At 43.1% G+C, this 15945-nt stretch carries 13 protein-coding genes and 1 pseudogene; 4 read left to right on the forward strand and 10 right to left on the reverse strand.

The genetic code is table 11. The features are described from left to right. Nucleotides 1–41 precede the first annotated feature (41 nt). Nucleotides 42–395, forward strand: a complete 354-nt coding sequence (locus tag GTK07_RS12840; protein WP_163635652.1) for an ISAon1 family transposase N-terminal region protein — start codon at nucleotides 42–44, stop codon at nucleotides 393–395. Continuing rightward, entirely contained in the window at nucleotides 382–1368 is a 987-nt protein-coding gene (locus tag GTK07_RS12845; RefSeq protein WP_163635653.1) for an ISAon1 family transposase, read from the forward strand. Before GTK07_RS12840 ends, GTK07_RS12845 begins: the two co-directional genes overlap by 14 nt. 28 nt (nucleotides 1369–1396) lie before the next feature. Here GTK07_RS12845 and GTK07_RS12850 read toward each other — a convergent pair. From GTK07_RS12850 to GTK07_RS12865, 4 genes and pseudogenes are all read right to left on the reverse strand, one after another. Continuing rightward, nucleotides 1397–3025 (reverse strand): annotated as a pseudogene (locus GTK07_RS12850) (efflux RND transporter permease subunit); the annotation flags it as partial. Beyond that, on the reverse strand, nucleotides 3022–4146 hold the full coding sequence (locus GTK07_RS12855; protein WP_163635654.1) for an efflux RND transporter periplasmic adaptor subunit: 1125 nt from the start codon (nucleotides 4144–4146) through the stop codon (nucleotides 3022–3024). The gene GTK07_RS12855 and the pseudogene GTK07_RS12850, both read right to left, overlap by 4 nt. 146 nt (nucleotides 4147–4292) lie before the next feature. After that, the gene (locus tag GTK07_RS12860) at nucleotides 4293–5189 is read right to left on the reverse strand and encodes a leucine-rich repeat domain-containing protein (RefSeq protein WP_163635655.1); all 897 of its coding nucleotides are present in this window, start codon (nucleotides 5187–5189) and stop codon (nucleotides 4293–4295) included. A gap of 136 nt (nucleotides 5190–5325) precedes the next feature. After that, nucleotides 5326–7239, reverse strand: a complete 1914-nt coding sequence (locus GTK07_RS12865; RefSeq protein ID WP_163635656.1) for an ABC-F family ATP-binding cassette domain-containing protein — start codon at nucleotides 7237–7239, stop codon at nucleotides 5326–5328. Between the two features lie 66 nt (nucleotides 7240–7305). Here GTK07_RS12865 and GTK07_RS12870 point away from each other — a divergent pair, with 66 nt between their 5' ends. Further along, nucleotides 7306–7707: a DUF983 domain-containing protein gene (locus GTK07_RS12870; RefSeq protein ID WP_163635657.1), complete on the forward strand. Its 402-nt coding sequence runs from the start codon at nucleotides 7306–7308 to the stop codon at nucleotides 7705–7707. On the opposite strand, the gene GTK07_RS12875 is transcribed toward GTK07_RS12870, so the two are convergent. Continuing rightward, nucleotides 7704–8759, reverse strand: a complete 1056-nt coding sequence (locus GTK07_RS12875; protein ID WP_163635658.1) for an NAD(P)/FAD-dependent oxidoreductase — start codon at nucleotides 8757–8759, stop codon at nucleotides 7704–7706. The two genes, GTK07_RS12870 and GTK07_RS12875, sit on opposite strands and share 4 nt — an antisense overlap. A gap of 87 nt (nucleotides 8760–8846) precedes the next feature. Between GTK07_RS12875 and GTK07_RS12880 the strand changes: the two genes are divergently transcribed. After that, the gene (locus GTK07_RS12880; protein WP_163635659.1) at nucleotides 8847–9911 is read left to right on the forward strand and encodes an alpha/beta hydrolase family protein; all 1065 of its coding nucleotides are present in this window, start codon (nucleotides 8847–8849) and stop codon (nucleotides 9909–9911) included. A 74-nt stretch (nucleotides 9912–9985) separates the two neighbouring features. Here GTK07_RS12880 and porN read toward each other — a convergent pair whose 3' ends face one another. The 5 genes from porN to GTK07_RS12905 form a co-directional block, all read right to left on the reverse strand. Next, a complete protein-coding gene (gene porN, locus GTK07_RS12885; RefSeq protein WP_163635660.1) occupies nucleotides 9986–10888 on the reverse strand; it encodes a type IX secretion system ring subunit PorN/GldN in 903 nt (300 codons plus the stop codon). Between the two features lie 26 nt (nucleotides 10889–10914). Then, nucleotides 10915–12486: a type IX secretion system motor protein PorM/GldM gene (gene porM, locus GTK07_RS12890; RefSeq protein WP_163635661.1), complete on the reverse strand. Its 1572-nt coding sequence runs from the start codon at nucleotides 12484–12486 to the stop codon at nucleotides 10915–10917. A 65-nt stretch (nucleotides 12487–12551) separates the two neighbouring features. Then, nucleotides 12552–13208, reverse strand: coding sequence for a type IX secretion system motor protein PorL/GldL (porL, locus tag GTK07_RS12895; protein ID WP_163635662.1), 657 nt, complete (start codon nucleotides 13206–13208; stop codon nucleotides 12552–12554). Between the two features lie 81 nt (nucleotides 13209–13289). Continuing rightward, nucleotides 13290–14666, reverse strand: coding sequence for a T9SS ring complex lipoprotein PorK/GldK (gene porK, locus GTK07_RS12900; RefSeq protein WP_163635663.1), 1377 nt, complete (start codon nucleotides 14664–14666; stop codon nucleotides 13290–13292). A 121-nt stretch (nucleotides 14667–14787) separates the two neighbouring features. Next, entirely contained in the window at nucleotides 14788–15945 is a 1158-nt protein-coding gene (locus tag GTK07_RS12905; RefSeq protein WP_163635664.1) for a formimidoylglutamase, read from the reverse strand.

A 15945-nucleotide genomic window follows, 5' to 3' on the forward strand; every position in this document is an offset into this window, starting at 1 on the left:
ATTGAAATAGGAGTTCGATCTTTGCAAGAAAACGATCAGCATTGGAATTATCCTCGGACCTATTAAAGTTTATACTGCCTGAAGTATTAACGACACATTTTGACCTAGTCTCCCATAAAACGGAAGAGGGTACGCTCCATCTATATTTTGAAGAAAAGAAGGACACCCCTAAAGAAGAAAAACATCGCATTTTAATAGCCCATGGCTTTCATAGGGAGATCGTTGTCCAGGACTTTCCATTAAGGGGAAAGTCAGTTTATCTCCACATCAAGCGGCGGCGTTGGCTTGATAAGCGCACCAACGATATAGTGCAAAGAGATTGGGATCTGGTAGCACAGGGAACACGAATGACCGTCGAGTTCGCTGCTTTTTTAAAAGTACTTGGTCGATACTAAGGCTTCGGATTGCCGAACCATAGGCCATTTCTATGGGGTCGACGGAAAAAAACTCCAGCGCCAGTACAAGGATTATCTGAGCGATTTTAAGGACTGGGAACAAAAGGGACATGCCAAACAATGGCTCATCTTTTCCAAAAATATGGGACCTTACCTGTCCATTGACGAAACGGCACTGTCCAAGGGTGAGCTCTATACAATTATCACCAACAAAAGGGCCAAGGGCAAAAAAGGGTCCATAGTGGCCATATTTTCCGGCACCAAGGTGGAACCTATCATAGAACAACTAATGAAAATCTCCGCCAAGGAAAGGGCCAAGGTCAAGGAAATCACCCTGGATATGGCAAACTCCATGAAGACCATCGCCAAAAAATGCTTCCCTAAAGCTGTACAGGTCACCGATCGCTTCCATGTACAGAAACTGGCACTGGAGGCCCTTCAGGATATCCGGGTCAAACACAGATGGGAGGCCATAGACCTGGAGAACGAACAGATCAAACAGGCCAGGGCAAGGAACAGGACGTTCCTCCCAAAAGAATTCAGCAATGGGGATACAAGAAAGCAACTGTTGGCCAGAAGCAGGTACTTACTGTACAAGGCCCCGAATAACTGGACGGAGAACCAATCCGAAAGAAGCAAAATATTGTTTGCCCATTATCCCGATATAAAGGTCGCATTCGACCTGGTCCAAGGGCTAAGGAGCATATTCGACACGGCAACCTCCATAGAGACCGCCTACACAAAACTGGCACATTGGTACAAGGATGTGGAAAATACGGGATTTAGGGCATTCAACACCATGGCAAACACGATATCCCTCAACTACAGATCTATCCTGAACTATTTTATAAACAGAAGCACGAACGCTTCAGCAGAATCCTTTAATGCAAAAATAAAGGCTTTTAGAGCGCAATTCAGAGGAGTCAAAAACACAGAATTCTTCCTATTCAGGCTAACTACGATATTTGCATAAACACAACAATTGTTCCTGATCCCATAAAGAATAAGGCGAACGTCAATACTTTATATTGCAGGGCAAACCTGAGAGCAGGTCCATACAACTTGTCGCGCATAAACGCCATGAAATCGTCCCCTATTTTGTTGATGACACGCAATTTGGCAAAAACCTTTGCAATCCCTTTCTTGGGTTTATCATCCAGTTTGTGCAATGCCTTGGAATGGGCCAAGTGGGCAGGAAGAATAAGCAGTGCTTCTACCAATGAAACAATCAATGTCAAGATAACGATTACTGAAACTTCCCCGAAAAATTCCCCTATACCACTATCCAAGAACAAAAAAATGGAAAATGCTAAAATAGTGGTGATGATAGCCGAAAGAATAGGCGGTATCACCTCCATGGTTCCTTCAATGGCGGCCTGAACCGGAGGTTTACCATCTTCATAATGCTGATAGATATTCTCGGCGATCACAATTCCGTCATCCACCAAAATACCGATTACAATGATCATCCCAAACAAAGACAACACATTGATGGTCACATCAAACATAGGTGCAAAGATGAACATTCCCAAAAACGCAATAGGAAGTCCGAATGCCACCCAAAATGCTAATCTAGTATTTAAAAACAAAGACAGGAACAACAATACTAATAAGATTCCTTGAACAGCATTTTTACCTAATAACTCTGTTCTTTGATTTAAAGTAACAGATCGATCATCTACCAAATCTAGTTGTACATTGGTGTATTTTTCATTGAATTGTTTAATGTAGTCTTTTACATTATCAGCAGATTTTATTAAATCTTCCGTGTTAGTACTCGTTATGGTAATGTTGACCGCCAGTTCCCCGTTAAAGTATGAGGCATTCGGTGTTTCAGAAAAGCGGTCACGGATGGTGGCCACATCTTTCAAACGAACAGTACGGCCTTCACTATCCCCGCGTACCACAATATTGGAAAGTTCATCCCCAAAATAGGAACGGTTATTGGCCCGGATCAAATATTCCTCGGTATCGGTCTTGATGTTACCCCCGGTAACCAAAATATTATGGTTGGCCACAGCTAGCGAAACTTCGTTGAAGGAGAGATTGTAGGCCAAAAGTCTGTTCTCGTCCACGGCAATTTCAATTTCTTCATCCGGATACCCATCGATCTGAATTTGGGAAATACCATCGATGGCCCTTAGGTCATTCTCTATTTGACGCCCGATCTGTTTCAGGGTAGCCAGTGGAATATCCTTCCCGCTAATGGCAAAACTGATGGTGGGTCGGGAGGCCTCTAATTTGGCCACGATAAGAGGTTCCATTCCGGTTGGAAAGGTCGGCACACGGTCCACTGCATTTTTTACTTCCAAAAGCATGAAATCCACTTCCCTGCCCTTTTCAATCTCAACATTGATGGATCCACTGTTTTCACGAGAGGTAGAAGTCACCCGCTCCACGCCTTCCAAACCTTTCAGGTTGTCCTCGATCTTCAATACAATACCCTCTTCAATTTCTTGCGGGGACGCACCGGGATAGGTAATGGTAATCAGGATATTCTTGGATTCCGATAACGGAAAAAATGAGGATTTTAAGGAGAGCATCCCCACGATTCCGAACACGATGAACGCCAATATAAAAATATTGACGGCCATGTGGTACTTTATAAAATAGGAAATGACCTTTCTCACGGCTGGGCAGTTTTATTGTACACTTTCACCAACATGCCCGCATAGGCCCCGGACAATGGCCTGGAAACGATCACCTCCCCATCGGGAACATTTTTGAGCACCACGGTCTTGTCCGTAAAATAAACGGGGTCCACGTACATCAAATCGAGAATGGAGTCCTTCACCACAAAGATTTGGTCGTTGTCCAATAGCAGGGAACGGTTAATTTCAATAGCGTTGGCTTCTTCCCTAGCCTCAAGACTAGCCTCCAGATATTGGCCTTCTTTCAGGTCTGCACCATCTACCTCTATAGCCACTGTAATCGTTTGTGAACCTTGGTCCACCCTTCCATTTACACGTGTAACCTTGCCGGTATATGTATTGGTTTTGTCCAAGTTGTGGAGTTCCACTTCCTTGCCCACTTTTAAGAAATCGCCATAGGTTTTACTCACGGAAACTTCCAATTCGTATTCCCCTGTGTTGATGAACTCTCCCAGTTTTTGTCCTGAGCGGATCAAAGTACCTTCGGTAACCAAGGCTTCAGTAAGCACTCCGTTAAAAGGAGCGGAAATGATATATTTTGATAGACGTTGTTCCAAATTTTTAACCGCGTAGTAGTTGGATATAATTCCCCTACCCGTAATGAAGAACTTCTCCTTTTCCGAACCCATTTCAGGTAAGGCCGGGGTAGTTTTTTCCATGTCAAAGCTATTGAGGTAGGTTTGCCATTTGGGATAGATTTCAGGATAATCCAACCGCAAATCGGGCATAATGGATGTAAGCAAGTTGTACAAGGTACTCTTCGCCGATTGTACTGAGGCATAATATTCGTCGGAGTCGATGCGGATCAAGGTCTGCCCTGCCGTATATTCCTGTCCACTTCGAAATAGCTTACTGCCCGGTCTAAATACACCTTGCACCTCGGAGTATAGTTCCACCCGCTTTTTGGCCTTCAAGTTTCCATTGGCCGGAACCACTAGCGGAATTGTTTTGTTCTTTACGGTATCTACAAAAACGGTCTTTACCACTTTAGGGGACTGTGGCCTTCTATTGTCCTTGCTACCAGCGATAATGCCTGCAAAATACAGGGATGCCAAAATGAGGAAGCCGCCTAATACAGCCGAAATGATGAGCTTTCGCATGGGTCAGTTGATTTAGTCGTTGCAAAACTATTCGCTACATTCTTTGAAAAGGTTAAAGAAATCCTAAATTGTTCGCTAAACACCTGAAACAAAAATGGGGATACATCCCTGTATCCCCAAACCAAACAAACTAAAGTAATAACTAACTACTCATTATTTTCATCGTTTTCATCGTCCTCGAACTTGGTATCCGCCATTCGGGTTCGATCAAACTCAATACTGTTAAACCTAGGATTAAGGGATTTGTCATCGGTATCGAATACCAGAAATTGTTTGGAATCCATTGCCATTAGTCCCGTATACGAATTGAAACGGTTATTCTGTAATTGCAAGATCTGAAGACTTGCCAATTGTGAGAACTCTGCAGGAATTTCGCCTCCTAACTGGTTATTGGCCAAAACCAATTCCTTCAATAGACCCAATCGGCCAATTTCGGCAGGGATTTCTCCTTCCAAGCTATTCTCGAAAAGTCCCAAAGCTTCCAATTTGGTCAAATTGCCAATGGATTTAGGGATAATTCCCTTTAAGTTATTGCTCGATAAATTAAGCTCCTTCAAATTCTGAAGGTTTCCAAACGTCTCCGGAATGGGACCACTTAAAAAATTGTTGAACATGGAAAAGACTTCCAAGTTCTTCAATTGTCCTATTTCTTGGGGGATAGACCCTTTAATCCTGTTCATTTCCAAGCGGAATTCCTTCAAGCTTTCCAACTTAACAATGTCCTTGGGCAATACTCCGGTGATATTGTTAAAGGCCAAATTCAAACGGGTCAGGTATTTTAACCTGCCAAGGCTCTCCGGTAAAGTACCGTTCAAGTTGTTCATGAAAAGGGTAATTCCCACAACATGTCCATCCTTCACCTCAACGCCTTTCCATTTTTCAACAGGGGTCTCAAGGTTCCAGGTTACCGTCCATTGCTCTCCGTTGGTGTTTTTATAAAGGTCAATTAAAACGTCCCTTTCCCTTTGGGAAACCTGTCCGTTTGCCAAGGATATGCCCACCGTGGCAGTCAACAAAAAGAAGAAAATGGCCAATCGTTTCATTTAATACTTATTTATCTGTAGGGAATTTACTTACAAAGTAATAAGAATATGAAAAACCCTACAAATAATTTAAGTAAATTGATGTGGATTTGTTGTGAATCGAACCTTTTCTGTGGTCAACTTTGCAAACCCCTGATTATTCTAGGGTTTCCAATTCGCCGGAAATGCTTTCCCATTCCTTCATTTGGGTCTCCAGTTCTTTTTTTTTCCCTTGATATTTATCAAAAAAACCGGCTTTGGCAATGGTGGTGTCGTAGTCCATGAGCAACTGATGGTCAATGTCAGATATTTCCTTTTCCAACTGGGAAATCCGCTTTTCCACACCGCTCAATCTATTCTTCAGGGACTTTAATTTCTTTTGGGTGTGGTAATCATTCTCTTTAGTTTCAGATTGCTGTTTTTCCTCAACCTTTTTGTCCCCTTTCTCAATTTTTCTAAAATCATCTACCTTCCGCTGTTCCAGGTAAAAATCGATGTCGCCCAAATATTCCTTGATGTTGCCATCCTTGAACTCGTAGACCCGGTCTGTTAGTCCTTGTAGAAAATCCCTGTCGTGGGAAACCAGGATCAGGGTTCCCTCAAAATTTTGAAGTGCCTGTTTCAGTACGTTCTTGGACTTGATGTCCAAGTGGTTGGTTGGTTCGTCCATCACCAACACGTTGAAGGGCTGCAACAACATTTTGGCCAGTGCCAAACGATTACGTTCCCCTCCCGAGAGCACCTTTACATATTTTTCCACATCATCACCACGGAACAAAAAGGATCCCAAAATATCCCTTACCTTGCTTCTATTGCTTTCATTGGCAGCTTCCAGCATAGTGTCAAGAATGGTTTTGTTGCCATCCAGATATTCGGCTTGATTTTGGGCAAAATACCCCAACTGCACATTGTGACCCGTTTTAACATTCCCGTGGTAGTCCAATTCCCCAACCATGATCTTTGCCAAAGTAGTCTTCCCTTGGCCGTTCTGCCCAACAAAAGCGGTCTTGCTGCCCCGCTCCACCAGAAGGTCTATTCCTTCCAGGACCTTTTTTTGGCCATAGCTCTTGGAAAGGTTTTCTACCTCCGCCACAACCTTACCTGGGGTAACGGAAACAGGAAAACGAACGGTCATAACACTGTGGTCCTCATCATCCACTTCTATTCGTTCTATCTTGTCCAATTTTTTTATGAGCGACTGCGCCATGGAAGCCTTGCTGGCCTTAGCCCTGAACTTTTCTATCAACCGTTCAGTCTGTTGAATCTGCTTTTCTTGGTTCTTTTGTGCACTGAGTTGTTGTTCCTTGATCTCCTTCCTTAATTCTAAAAATTTGGTGTAGGGCTTGTTGTAGTCATATATCCTGCCCAATGAAATTTCTATGGTGCGGTTGGTCACGTTGTCCAGGAACATCCTATCATGCGAAACGATGACCACAGCGCCGGAATAATTGTTCAGGAACTGCTCCAACCAAATGATGGATTCAATGTCCAAGTGGTTGGTAGGTTCATCTAACAACAATACATCGTTGTTTTGCAAAAGGAGTTTGGCCAGCTCAATTCGCATACGCCATCCACCAGAAAAGGTATCGGTCAGCTTTTCAAAATCAGTTCTTTTAAAACCGAGCCCCAACAACACCTTTTCGGTATCTCCTTGATAATTGTAACCGCCCAAAATCTCATACCGATGGGTCACATCGGTCAAGTCTACCATCAACTGGTGGTATCCTTCACTTTCATAATCGGTACGTTCCGCCAAGGCTGTGTTGATCTCGTCCAATTGTTTTTCAAGGGATTTTATCTCGGCAAAGGCTTGGTAGGATTCTTCCAAAACCGATCTTCCTTGTTCAAAATCGATATCCTGCTTTAAAAAACCGATCTTGATGTCTTTCTCCATGGCAATGGTACCTTCATCAGGACGCATTTCCTTCGACAACAATTTGAGCAAGGTTGATTTACCTGCTCCATTTTTTCCGATCAGACCTACCCTATCACCGCCATTCAATCGAAATGCGATTTCCTCAAAAAGATATTCGCCTCCAAAGGCTACGGAAAGATTGTGAACATTTAGCATTATAAGTGACCTGAATTACATAAGAAAACGCGAAGTATCCTTACTTTTGCGTAAAAATTGGTGCAAATGTTAAAAAAAGGAACCAAAATCAACAGCATTTTAACAGGAAGTTGCCCTAGGTGCCATGAAGAGAGCATGTATAAAGCCTCCAACCCCTATGCGATTTCCCAAATTTTCAAAATGCATGAGCGGTGCTCCCATTGTGGTTTGAAGTACAAGATCGAACCTTCTTTCTTTTACGGTGCCATGTATGTGAGCTATGCGGTAGGTATTGCGTTTGCCGTGGCTGCTTTTGTGATTTCCTATCTGTTTATCGGCACCTCTTTAAAGACTTCGTTTATTGCAATCGTGTCCACCTTGGTAGTCTTTATGCCGGTAATCATCAGGCTGTCCCGCAATATTTGGATCAATTTCTTTATCAAATATGATCCTCATGCGGTGGAGCATCATCATCCCGTAAAAGGCTAATTTTTATAGTATTTTTTGGTAAAACGATGAATGTCTATTTCTGGGTCGAGCAATATTCCTTCTTCAATATAATCGTACAATTGACGTGAAGCATATGGGGCAATAAGCACGCCCCTTGACCCAAAGCCGTTCAATACATACAGATTTTGATATACCGGATGCCTACCCACCAAGGGTCTGCGATCTACAACGGTAGGACGGATTCCGGCCACGTGGTCCAAAATCTCAAAATCACATTTTAAAAAGGTGGCTAATTTTTCCAACAACTCGTTTTTGGATTCTTCCGTAGGAAGATTGGTTTTGTCGTGCCATTTGTACGTGGCTCCAACCAAATATTTATCTTCTCCCATGGGTATGGTAAATACGGAAGACTTTATTACACTATCCTCCTTAAAATTGGGCGCCGAGATGATCAACAACTCCCCTTTGGTTCCGTTCAAAGGTAGATACCCAAAATTGGGGTCGTGGGTAAGGCCATAGCCACATGCAAATACAATCTGTTTTGCTTTTATCCCTTGGTATTCCACATGATCATTGTGATGTACAAGGGCAGTAAACTCAAATGTTTTTCTGTTCAGGATTCCTTTCCCTTCCAAATATGAGGCATAGGCATTCAACAATGTTCCCGTATCAATTCTGCCCGTATATTTTACCTCTCCAAAATCAAAGGGAGCGACAATGGATGGGTTTTGGTTTGAAACTATTGTGGTGGATAGAAAATGGTCCAAAACCGGTCGGTCGGCTGCTTCAAACCAACTATTCTGTTCTTCTACGGAGGCGAATTTGCGCAGTACTCGTAATGGGTAATCCAAATTAACCCCCAATTTCTGCTCCAAACCTGTGTAAAAAGGTTTGGCCTGTTTCAATTGCTCTTTGGCCTTCCAAGCCATGGTTAAACGTTTTAAAATGACAGGGTTGTACAATCCGCCCGCTACTTGGGAAGCCTGTTGGGAACTGTCCGCAACCACCTTGAAAGATTTGCCTTCCTTTTCCAAAACCTCACAAAAGGAAATTCCGGCCAAGCCCAAACCAACAACAAAATAATCCAACATAGTACTACAGCATATTTATGTTTTATTCAAGGTCGATGCAACCTCAATCAACCTGAAAACGTCTAATAATTAAACAAACCTAAAACAATGTTGGCTAAAAAATCAAAATTACTTTCGGCAAACTTTTTTCTTTTGTGGGCAGTTGGTTCCGTATTTGGTCAGTTGACCACAAATTACGCTGAAGAGGAAGCATATTTTTTACATGACAGGGATACCATTTTCGGGAAACTGATATTACCCAAAAAGAAGGTAAAAAACGGTTATCCAGTCATCCTATTTGTGCATGGATCCGGACCCGAGGATTATAGTTCCTCCAATTTGTACAGACCTTTATGGGAACGATTCACCGAAGCAGGTTTTGCCTGTTTTTCTTGGGATAAACCAGGCGTGGGGTCCTCCCAAGGAAATTGGTTTCAACAATCCATTGAGGACCGTGCGGAGATAGTGTTAGAAGCATATCATTTTTTGGAGCAACATGAAAAAATCGATAGAAATAAAATTGGTCTATGGGGCATTAGTCAAGCAGGTTGGGTAATTCCAAAAGTTACGGAAACCCGTATACCTGCATTTGCCATAGTGGTATCGGGTCCAGTGACCACCGCCATGGACCAAGAAATTTATCGACTCCGTTCCAATTTGCAGGCTAATGGTTTTAAACCTGCAGCGGTGGACAGTGCAGTAACCTATACTAACCAAGTAAAAGAACTGGTTGGGGGTCAAAGACCTTTTGTTGACTTTGATGCCTTGCAAAAGGAAGCACGGAAGCATGGTTGGAGTTCGTTTGTGATTACGGGGGATGAAGGAATCTACCAATACCTAAAAGTCATTCTTAAAGGTGATCAAGCTCCGAACATTGAAAACCTGACATGTCCTGTTTTGGCCATTTGGGGTGAAAATGACTTGCTCGTACCTTCGGTAGCAAGTTCGGAACACTATAGGAACACCATGAAAAAAATAGGAAACAAGAAGGCAACGATCGTGATTGTGCCGCAAGCAGACCATACCCTTACTTTCAATATAAGTGGCAAATCCGAAGAAACCATTGAAAGAAGAAAAACCTTTGAAAAGGAGCCTGAGAAAATATTTGCTCCCGGGTATCTGGATTTGATGACCGAATGGCTCAAAAAGCTCAAATGGTCATTGAAACCTTGATGATCAAAACAAAAACGCCGCACAATTGTGCGGCGTAATTTGTAGTGAATTGGAAATTTATCTCACAGACCTATCTAGTAGGCCCACATATCCTGCTCCCTATCCCTGATGGATTCTTTGATCCTTTGGGCTTCAAGCAACTGGAACAATGCGTTGTCAAAAATGTATTCGTCGATTTTACGGTCTTCATGTACGTTTTCCTCTTTGTATATCACCCCGTTGAAACGTCTTGCGTTCAACAGCATGTCAAAGGAAAGGGGTCTTGCAGAGTTCCTTTGGTTATAAACCTTGGCCTCGTGCAGGATCTGCCTAGCCGCTGGGAACCAAACCCAGAACAATTCAACTTTGTTGGAATTTGGATCTACAGACTCATCGTCAATAAAGTTCACGTCAGGAGCAACGGGTGCAATCCCCAACAATCGATATTTAAGCTCTCCCTGGCGCTTGTCAAAGTACCAGATACCTTTTATGTGGTACTCTTCTATGTCAGCGGCGGTAAGGTCCCTTTTGTTAATAAACTCAGGGGAAATTTGCTCACCGGCATTCAATTGTTCGTAACCAAGGTCCGTGGTATCGATTTTGCTCAAGGTAGCGGAAAGATCTTCCAGTTTCCTCTTTTCGGTAAAGTAGGAATCCGTGTAAATTTCCGTTAGCTTTCCATTTCTGATGTTCTTCATCAGAACGTGGTACAAAGACCTTCTATCAGCGCCGATGCCAATGGTATCGGTTGGATAGTACAACGGAAAGTTTACACGCTCGTCAAGATCGATGATTTCCCAAACGGTCTTGGACCAAAGGATATCCCTATCATCCACATAACCGTATTTTAGAGGTTCATCGGCATCTTGCTCGATCTGAGCTTCGGTCTTTTTACCAATATCATCGGGCAACTTGGCATTCAAAATGTTTGCCTGACCCATCATTGATACAGGCAAAATGCCCAACAATCCGATTATTAATACATTTTTCCAATTCATGATCACTTGTATACTTTTATACTTTATTAGTTTGTAAGCTCAACCACTACTGGAGATACTTTCTTCAACTTGTAATCTCTGTTGTTAGTGATGTAAGCTTGAATATCAAAGATTTGAACTGCATCTCCCCTGCCAGCTCTTCTAAGAACTGATTTGGCCTGATCGTTCAATTTGTTTCCACTAACCACTACGGTAGGTTGACCAGGAACTTTGAACTTGAACTCACTTACAGAAAGGTTCAAATCGAAATCGAAGTCTTCCAACATAGCACTTACTGTGGAAATCTCTAGGTTGTTCTTTGGCATTTTGATGCTACCAGCCTCACCACGTACGGTACCACTAGGTCTTGGAATATCCTTGATACGGAACTCGGATTTGGTAGAGATACCTTTACCATCTGGCAAAGTACCGGAAGCGGTGATGGTCACTGTTCTACCTGTACCTGGGTTCATGATGTACTGGCTACCACTTCTTCTGGTCAAACCAGCAGCAGAAGCGGATACTTTGTTGTCAGGAATACCAGGAATGGAGATGGTCATGGGGTTGGCCACACCACGATAAACCACGTTCATCTTATCTGCAGAGATAACGGCTGCATTGGGCATAGAGATGGTAGCAAACGTGTTGTTCACTTCTACAGGCACCTCGTTACCGTCCTGCATATAGGTCATGGTTCCTTTAATGGTGTGGTCACCTGGGGTACCGGCACTAATCAACATTTTGATACCACCAGCTTCCAATGCGTAATCAGTTCCTTCCTTCAATGGTCTACCATCCAAGGTCAATTCAGCTTTTACCGGAGTAGAAGTCTTGTCGGTCTTGCTCACAATGATCTTACCATCGTATTTTTCACCGGAATAGTAAGCAGTTTTAGGAGCTTGCAAAGCACTGGCAAAGTTGGTCAAAGAAACCGCCTCTGTCAACTCACCTTCCAAAAGAGTTTTCAACACTTCTTGCTCGGTAGTCTTGATATCGGCCTGCAACTGGGTCATTTTGGTCAATGAGGCTACCAAAGGAAATCCTTCGTAGTGGTAGTTGATCCAATCTTGACGGGTACCGTCTCTCTTTTCAACCTTACCATCTGCATCACCGGTCGCAAAACGAGCTTTTACAGCCGCTTTTAATGATTCGTACTTACCTTCAGGCAATGCATTGATCACACCTTCACGGTAATTGTTGATGTATTCCATGAACTTCTTTCCTTCTGGGCCCAAATTGTCGCCCTGGAAGAATTTTTGGTCCAAGTAGTCTGATTTGTCCATGACCACATAATCTTTGGGATCCTCAAGATCCTTGGTCATTTCTGTCTTCAAACCTTGCAAATAACTGTAGTAGTCATCTGAAAGTTCTTTTACTTTCTGAGCATCTTTGTACAATTCTCCGTACTCTTCTTCGTTTTCCGAAGCTTTGGTCTCCAGGCTTGCAAAGAAGCTAGCGTTATTGGAGTCCATGCTCGTGTTTGAAGTTTCCAGCTTTTCGTTCATAAGTCCGAAAGCCGCAAGTACTTCCTTGCTCATATTCAGGGCCAGCATCGCGATGAAGATCAAGTACATTAGGTTGATCATCTTCTGACGTGGTGTTTGTTTTCCTCCTGCCATGTTTTCTAATTAGATTTTAAAATTAATTTGATTTGGGGTTGTTTTCTGTTGATCAAAAACTCTAATTATTTTCTACCTCCCATGGCGGAAAGCATACCTCCGTAAACTCCGTTCAAAGAAGAAAGGTTGGTGGCCAAAGATTCCATTTGATCTTTCAAGGCACCAGCGTTCTGTACTACTTCCTCGTTGATGGAAGCTTGACGGCTAGCACTTTCCAACTGTACTTTGTACAAGCTGTTCAATGACTCCATTTGAGCCGCTGCGTGAGACAACTCTTCAGAGTATTTTTTGGTGTGTTGGATAGCATCTGTAGTAGGCGCGATGTTTTTAGCGGCACCTTCAAAACTTTTGATGCTCTCACCCAAGCTAGAGAATAGATTGGCGTCGATATTGGCTTCTTTAAGCAATTCGTCCAATTTTCTGGAAAGGATACCTTCTGCCTCTTTGGCATCTTTGGCTTCTTGCTTTTTGCTGGCGGTTTGTTGACCACCGGCCAATTCTGGGTAAACCAAAGCCCAATCGTATTCGTCATCTACTGGTTCAAATGCACTGATTGCGAAGATCAATGCCTCAGTAATAAGTCCAACCGCAAGAAGTAGTCCACCTGTAAGGGGTCCAAACTCCCAGTGAAGAATCTTGAACAATGCACCAATAATTACTACCGATGCTCCAAGCCCGTAGGCCATGTTAAACAATTTTTTTGTTGATTTTGACTGTGCCATAATTCTAGTTTTAATTAAGTTATATAAATAAGTATTTGGTTACAAACTTTGATTTATATAATGCTCTCGATAAATGTTGTTTTATAAACCTCCTCTTCCGTTGGTAGAATCTTCCTCTCCCATGTAATCCTGTACCGTTCTAAAGCCGATGTAGCTTCTTGCAGAATCTTGGTACTCGTAATCCCTGGTGCTCACTTGCAGGAAGTATGCAACATCCTTCCAAGATCCACCTCTAATCACCTTTCTCTTGTTTTGGCCAGACCCCACGTTGGGGTTCATGGTAGAAAGGTATTCGTAGGCTCCCGAATCGAAACTGGAATTGGTCCATTCCGAAACGTTTCCTGCCATATTGTACAAATTGTAATCGTTCGGTTCAAACGATTTGGCCTCCACGGTGTACAACGCTGCATCAGCGGCATAGTCACCACGCTGTGGCTTAAAGTTGGCCATAAAGCAACCGGTATCACTGATCACATATGGACCCCCCCAAGGGTAGGTTCCTCCTTCAATACCACCTCTGGCGGCATATTCCCACTCGGCCTCTGTTGGCAACCTGAACTGGTTCACGAACTGCTTGCCACGAGACTTTTGATCGTCATTCTTGAATTTGGTCCTCCAGTTACAGAACGCTTTGGCCTGCATCCAGTTTACACCCACTACTGGATAATCACTATAGGCGTCATGCCAGAAGTAATCGTTGTGCATGGGTTCATTGTAGGAATATTCAAAATCCTTGATCCAAACCGTGGTATCTGGATAAATCTCCAATTCCTCTTGTCGGATAAAATCCTTTCTTCTTCCGGTCTTTGCCCTAGCGGCAGCCTCGATGTCCATCCAGCTATACTTGTATTTCAACTTGGTCACATCGATAGACCTAAGCCCGTTATAGCTTTCTTCTTCAGGAAGATAAATAGAATCCATTACTTCGGAATAATATTCGTCCGGATATTCTGAAGTATCCCATATCAAATCCACATCCTTGTTCAATGCCCTGCCCTCATAGCCTGTTTCACCAAGTCCGGCATAGTTGTCGAGCATGTATTTGTCATAAGCGGACAATTCGGTAGTATCGGTATCCTTAAAAGCATACTCTCCGATACCTTCATCTTCTGGTCCAATGCCAAGCTCATCGGCCAGGATGGCCAACCTGGTCCTAACAATGGAATCCTTTACCCACTCCACAAACTGTCGGTATTCACTGTTGGTGATTTCCGTATCGTCCATATAAAAGGAACGTACGGTAACCGTTCTTGTCGGAGCGTTCAATACTTTCGCCTGATCCTCCTCAGCCTTACCCATAACAAAGGCGCCGCGGGGAATCAGTTCCATCCCATAGGGTTTTTCTGGATGCCATTGTTTTCCACTGACCCCAACTAGTTCACCTTTTGACCTTGATTTAGAGCCACAACTGCTAAGCAAAAAAACAAGTGCTAGAGATGAAAAGAATAGCTTTCTCATACTTTAGGTTAAATTATCGATTCAAGATTTTAGACTGTGAAACACATTTTCATTACTCTCAAAACTGCTTTTTGAATAAATTATTGTGCAAACACAAGCAATGCTCAAAAAATTAATTTGTTTAGTTAAAGCCTTTTCTGTAGGCTTTGAACCACCTTTCTGGAATAATTTGGTTGCACGCATCCAAATAGTCCTCTTCGGTGCATGGTAATAACGCAACCGAATTTGTTTTAGTATGTTCAGCTAAAATTGATGGCACCTCTACCCACCAGCGTTCCGTGACATGGCTCTTGAAAAAGACAAGCTCCTCGGAATCTGTGGGTACGGTGAATTTTGTGAAGTCTTCGCTCTTGGAGCTGGGCTGTTCCTTGATCCTGAAACTCAACCCTTCTATAAAATACCAAATGATCTGGGCGATCATCTGAAATGCCTGTGGTGAATTCTCACCTTCATAAATACCGAAAAGGGAAACCCTGTCGCTAATACCCGCATACCGGGCTATGGCGCATATCTCCCTTCCTGTAAATCCGTTAGGTGAAAAGTTTTTGGACATGCCTATTTCCGCAGCTCGGATGGCCCTCATATCCAAACTTACAATATCGCTACTTCTCAAGACGGGTTCTGCCAAGCCGATATTGTTCGCAATCTCACCCAATCGGTACGCATCAAAGAAAAGGCGCTCCATAAGATCCATCTCTTCCTGGGCATTGAAATAACTCTGGTAACCGATGTTGGAGAAATTGAAAAGATTGTTGGGTTTATCGGTAATAATCTTGCTCATATAGGAGTGGGACGATATCAGTTCCTCATCTTCCCCAAAATCAAAACGGCTGTCTATGGACACCAGATTGACCATATCCTTGATCTTATCGAAAGCACGGTAAGTGGGATAGGTGATATCCTGGGTAAGACCGATCACTATCGGAATGATATTTTCTTCCAAGAGTCCGGCCACGATTTCCTTCACCACAAAGTAGGTGTCCTCAACGGTATCGCCTTCTTCCACATCCCCAATGTCGATGATGGTGGAGTTCCAATTGCCCATCATGAGTTTATACAATTGGATACGGACTTCGCTTAAATCGAGTTTCTCAGGTTTCTTTTCAAAAGCGTTCCTGGATTCCAATACACCAAAAATGGCAACATCGGCCTGGGCGAAGACAGGTAGTCCGTCCTTTTCGGTGTGCATGAAAATATTTTTGCCCAATGCCTGTTGTGGCAACAATTCGGAATGTGCCAATACCTTGTCCGAAACAGGGATCAAAAAATCGAACGCCAT

Origin of the sequence: Flagellimonas sediminis, from assembly GCF_010500845.1 — a bacterium.
Taxonomy (GTDB): Bacteria; Bacteroidota; Bacteroidia; order Flavobacteriales; family Flavobacteriaceae; genus Flagellimonas; species Flagellimonas sediminis.